6 protein-coding genes are annotated in these 4883 nt (G+C 42.6%); 5 read left to right on the forward strand and 1 reads right to left on the reverse strand.

All coding sequences use genetic code 11. The features are described 5' to 3' along the window. Nucleotides 1–388 precede the first annotated feature (388 nt). From AB5170_RS22255 to AB5170_RS22270, 4 genes are all read left to right on the forward strand, one after another. Complete coding sequence (locus AB5170_RS22255) at nt 389–1822, forward strand: MATE family efflux transporter (protein WP_233456101.1); 1434 nt, start codon at nt 389–391, stop codon at nt 1820–1822. 93 nt (nt 1823–1915) lie between these two features. Then, nucleotides 1916–3469, forward strand: a complete 1554-nt coding sequence (locus AB5170_RS22260; protein ID WP_347088896.1) for a diguanylate cyclase — start codon at nt 1916–1918, stop codon at nt 3467–3469. Between the two features lie 43 nt (nt 3470–3512). Next, nucleotides 3513–3767 (forward strand): kinase, encoded by a 255-nt coding sequence (locus AB5170_RS22265; protein ID WP_118583324.1) that lies wholly within the window; start codon nt 3513–3515, stop codon nt 3765–3767. A gap of 8 nt (nt 3768–3775) precedes the next feature. Then, nucleotides 3776–4648, forward strand: a complete 873-nt coding sequence (locus AB5170_RS22270) for an aldose 1-epimerase family protein (RefSeq protein WP_295260813.1) — start codon at nt 3776–3778, stop codon at nt 4646–4648. Here AB5170_RS22270 and AB5170_RS22275 read toward each other — a convergent pair. Then, the gene (locus tag AB5170_RS22275; protein ID WP_319017168.1) at nt 4590–4748 is read right to left on the reverse strand and encodes a DUF6783 domain-containing protein; all 159 of its coding nucleotides are present in this window, start codon (nt 4746–4748) and stop codon (nt 4590–4592) included. The two genes, AB5170_RS22270 and AB5170_RS22275, sit on opposite strands and share 59 nt — an antisense overlap. On the opposite strand from AB5170_RS22275, the gene AB5170_RS22280 reads away from it, so the two are divergent. Further along, complete coding sequence (locus AB5170_RS22280) at nt 4677–4847, forward strand: DUF6783 domain-containing protein (RefSeq protein WP_368362026.1); 171 nt, start codon at nt 4677–4679, stop codon at nt 4845–4847. The two genes, AB5170_RS22275 and AB5170_RS22280, sit on opposite strands and share 72 nt — an antisense overlap. Nucleotides 4848–4883: the final 36 nt, after the last annotated feature.

The following is a 4883-nucleotide window of genomic DNA, read 5'->3' on the forward strand; positions in this document are numbered from 1 at the left end:
CCATTAGGATGTAACATGTATGTAGTTTTGAAGGTACAGAACGGAAACGGTAGCCGGTTGGTTATCGTTTTTTTGTTGTCTTTTCTTTACTTTTACCCTATTTTTTTTCTTTATATTCTGTTAAAATATTTTTTAAATCAATTCATAAAATGATATGAGTGTCAAAAGGTCTTTTGCCACTCATTTGATACTTCGGATTGCGATCCAGCTCCGCTGCTCCCGCAATCCTCCAAATATTCGAAATCCGCTGATTTACTGCGTAAATCGCTACTTTCTCATATTTGGCATGTCCCAAGTTCAAACGCCTTATCGTGCAAGCACGAACGGCTTTTTGACCTTTTGACACTGGTATCACAAAATAACAGGTAACAGAACAGGAAGAAATAAGATGAAATCAACTAGAAACAGATCCAGACTGGCAGATCAGGGAACAAAAGAAATGCTGCCAGTTATTTTTTCTCTTGCGTGGCCAACTATGCTGGAACAGCTGATGCAGACTGCAGTACAATATATGGACACTGGTATGGTAGGCGTCCTGGGAACAAGTGCAACAGCCGCTGTTGGAGCTACCAGTACAGTAAACTGGCTGATTGGAAGTACGGTTTCTGCGATCAGCATAGGATTTCTGGCATACATATCCCAGTCAATCGGAGCAGGAAAAAAAGAACAGGCAAAAAAAGCTTCAGGACAGGCTGTGCTGACAGTTGTGATCGTAGGAATATTTTTTACAATTCTGACAATGGGACTGAGCCGTAAAGTCCCTGTTTGGATGCAGGTAGATCCTTCTATTCAGAAACTGGCATCCAGCTATTTCCTGATCCTCTATGCACCGATGCTTTTTCGAACTGCGAACATTATTTTTGGAACTGTCCTGAGGGCAGTGGGCGATACCAAAACCCCTATGCAGGTAGGAGTTGCCTTTAATGTTATTAACATTGTACTGAACTTTTTTCTTATATATTCCACCAGAACAGTGCTGATTGGTGGAAAAGAACTGGTGATCCCAGGCGCGGGATGGGGCGTTCAAGGTGCAGCAGCTGCGAGTGCTATAGCTTATACCATTGGAGGTATTGCAATTACGGTTAAATTATGGAAGCATACTGATATATCTCCAAAGGGTCAGAGCTTCCTGCCGGATTCTGCAGTTCTGCGCCCTTGTCTGAAGGTGGCTGTTCCAAATATGTTTCAGCGATTTGCCACGTCCCTTGGATATGTGGCATTTGCATCCATGATCAATTCTTTGGGCGAGACTGCAACGGCAGCCCATACTATTGCCAATACAGTAGAATCTGCTTTTTATATTCCAGGATATGGAATGCAGACAGCAGCGGCTACTCTTGCAGGAAATGCTCTTGGAGCCAATGACAATAAAAAACTCAACAGCCTTGCCAAGGCAATTGTGCCGTTGGAAGTGGGACTGATGGTTATTTCCGGAAGTCTGCTGTTTATTTTTGCGCCGATATTGATCAGGCTGTTTTCATCAGATGCGCAGGTTATCCGTCTGGGAAGTACGGTACTTCGTATGGTTGCTGTTTCCGAACCGTTTTATGGTGTACCTATTGTGATCGAGGGCATGATGCAAGGTGTGGGGAAAACAGTAACTCCCTTTATTTTCAATGTAGCGGGAATGTGGGGGGTAAGAATTCTGGGGACTTTTATCTGCATCCATCTTCTTGGACTGGGACTTGTGTCTGCCTGGGGATGCATGATAGGTCACAATATGCTTCTTTTTGTTTTATTCACTTTACATTATTTCAGCGGCAGATGGAACCCTATGAATAAAACAAAAGTATCCTTCCAATACAAGACTTGTAAAAAGTGACCAAAAATCACAAGCTTGACAGCAGAATATATAGGCTTTATACTGAAAAATAACGAATAAAAGCCGTCACGGCTTGGAATGGATGACGTTAATATGGAAAAAAGCGTGAAAGATAATCCTGAATACAAAATGAAACGGCAGGGAATGGTCATCGGTCTGGTCTGTCTTGCTGTGATGGCGTTTCTGACGATTTTTCTTATGAGCAGATATCGTCAAAGAACAGAGACGATTTTTTCAGAGCTTATGGAGGAATCACTTTTATCCACCCATTCGGAAGCACTGACAGAAATGGAGAATTTCCTGGCTGGTTCAGCTGGAGCAGATAGGGTGGAGGAAGCCTGGGAGGCTCTGAACGAGGACGAGGGGAATGTGCTTCACTATGTGTGCAATTCAGATGGGAAAATCCTGGCAGGAGATATGCGGATTTTTGACATTGAATATACGGTGGCGACAGTGCTTCATTCGCAGCATGTGAAGGATAAGAGCATTTCCCAGGTGGAAAAGTCACTTAAAAAGCTGACCTATGGAGCACCTCATATTTTCACGGAGCTTGAGAAAACGGATATTTATCTGGTGGCATCCAAGTTGGAAGGCAGAGACTGTATTCTGGTTTCAGAATATCGTTCCGCCAAAATGAAGAATTATAAAGCAGTGCTCATCAATGGAAACCGCATGATTATTTTTACGCTTCTTGGATGCGCGTTGATCATGGTGCTTTTTACAGTACGATTCTATGTGAAACAGCAGAAGAAAGTGATGAAAGGTCAGGCAAGGTACGACATTTTGTCGGAGTTTTCGGACACGGTTCTTTTTGAATATGACTGCCTGGAAAAAACACTGGTATTTACGCCAAATATAACGACTTTATTTGGACTGAAGGAAATCGGTCCGATCAGGCCTTTTGACAGTGACACAGATTTCACAATGGTTCATCCAGATGATGTGGCGAAGGTAAAGGCACTTCTTTCCACAATTGGTGATAATTCTGATGAGATTGATGATTTTGTAATTCGTTTTAAGGATAAAAACGATAATTATCGTTGGGTGCGGTGGATGGGACGTCTGATACGAGGCCGTCTTGGTACACCACAGGCATTTCTGGGCAAGATTTCTGACGTTCAGGATGAGATGACCAGAGAACAGGATCTTCGTGAAAAAGCCTCTGTTGATGGTCTTACAGGTGCTCTGAACCGCAAGGCTGCAGAGCAGAAAATTAATACGCTTATGCAGGAAAAAGAGTGTAAAGGTTACCTGCTTATGCTCGATATTGATGATTTTAAGATGGTAAATGATACAATGGGGCATGCAATAGGTGACCTTGCATTAATTACTTTGGTAAAACTTTTGAAGGAACATTTCCGCAGGGAAGATATTATTGGTCGTCTTGGCGGTGATGAATTTATTGTGTTTATGACAAATATAGAAAATGCTTCGGCTGTTGAAGCAAAAGGTGCGGAAATTCTTGATATTCTGGCAAAGTCAGAGACTACACCACATTTTACCGTGAGTATTGGAGCGGCGGCTTATCCTGCAGCTGGAAACGACTATGAAAGCCTGTATCTGGCGGCGGATAACGCAATGTATGCTTCAAAGAAATCCGGTAAGAACAGAATTCATGTAGATAATGGTCAGCAGAAAAAAGAATGACCATAAAAAGGTATCGCTTTGAGACTAAAGGAAGGTGACAAAAATGCGGTTACAGATTGTACAGGATGCATTAAAAAAGAAGAATATCAAATACGAATATACAGAGATTGATGGCTGCGGAAGTCTTGATTTTCTGTTTCGAGGATTGAAATTCCATGTGTGGGAGTATGAGGATCGTGTCTGGGGGGCAGAGACAAATATTTATGAAGCAGGACGCAGTCAGGATATTGAGGGCAACTATGAAGAGGTCATTGCCAGAGAGATTTTATCATGGCCCGATATGATGCCAGGAAGTTGAGGAATGGAATGAAATACGAGATCAGCAATGAATTTCTTAAAGTGAAGGCCGACACAGAAGGTGCTATTTTGTGGTCCGTGACAGATAAGGACGGATTTGAGTATATCTGGCAGGGAGATGACAGATACTGGAATGAGCATGGTGCCAATCTTTTTCCCTATATTGCCAGATTATGGGAGAAATCCTACATATTTCAGGGGAAGACTTATCATATGGACATTCACGGTTTTGCCAAGGATTCTGTTTTCTCCTGTGAGAAAGCAGGGGAGAATGAACTGGTGTTTGCAATGGAAGATACCAGGGAAACTTTGGAACAGTATCCATTTCATTTTCGTTTTGAGATCCGATATCTGCTTGAGAAAAATACTTTAAAAGTTTTCTATTCGGTAAAAAATAAGGATGAGAAAACGATGTATTTTGGAATCGGCGGTCACCCGGGATTTAATATTCCGATGGAAGAGGGACTTTCCTTTGAGGATTATGAATTGGAATTTTCCAGGGCATGTGAGCCGCAGCGCATTCTTTTTTCACAGGAGTGTTTTGTGGAGGGGAAGGAGTCCTATGAACTTTTGGAGGGCAGACGGATTCCTCTTCGTCATAATCTTTTTGATGAAGATGCTATTGTGCTGGAGAAAACCTCTGGAGAGGTTCTGCTTCACAGTACGAAGGGCAAAAAGGCAGTGAAGGTATCTTATGTGGATATGCCTTATGTCGGTTTCTGGCATATGCCCTGCATGGATGCGCCTTATGTTTGCATTGAGCCGTGGTGTTCCCTTCCATCCAGACAGGGAATTACAGAAAATCTGGAGGAACAGAAGAATCTTATTTCACTGGAAGCTGGCAGGGAGTGCCAGATTTTCTGGACCATGGAAATTCTCTAGAGCGTGTCTGAAAAAGGCTTTCTGCAAGATGTGCGTCACAATTTGTGGGAGATTTTGTCTGGATGAGGGCGCCGTAGCGGGCTACGGTAACCGAATTCAGGCAAAATCTCCCGCAAAGTGGGGCGTGCAGATTGCGGGAATGATTTTTCAAACACGTTCTAGAGCGTGTTTGAAAAACATTCTAAGTTGTTCATTTTAACCAAATTAATATTGAGGCAATGCATATAATTCCTAA

The organism is Ruminococcus sp. RTP21484sp1_RTP21281st1_A8_RTP21281_210402 (genome assembly GCF_040914025.1).
Lineage (GTDB): Bacteria > Bacillota > Clostridia > Lachnospirales > Lachnospiraceae > Blautia_A > Blautia_A faecis.

What these genes read in the sequence shown, in the direction of transcription:
- AB5170_RS22255 (WP_233456101.1), top strand. Translation starts at nt 389, where the DNA reads ATGAAATCAACTAGAAACAGATCCAGACTGGCAGATCAGGGAACAAAA.
- AB5170_RS22260 (WP_347088896.1), top strand. Translation starts at nt 1,916, where the DNA reads ATGGAAAAAAGCGTGAAAGATAATCCTGAATACAAAATGAAACGGCAG.
- AB5170_RS22265 (WP_118583324.1), top strand. Translation starts at nt 3,513, where the DNA reads ATGCGGTTACAGATTGTACAGGATGCATTAAAAAAGAAGAATATCAAA.
- AB5170_RS22270 (WP_295260813.1), top strand. Translation starts at nt 3,776, where the DNA reads ATGAAATACGAGATCAGCAATGAATTTCTTAAAGTGAAGGCCGACACA.
- AB5170_RS22280 (WP_368362026.1), top strand. Translation starts at nt 4,677, where the DNA reads ATGTGCGTCACAATTTGTGGGAGATTTTGTCTGGATGAGGGCGCCGTA.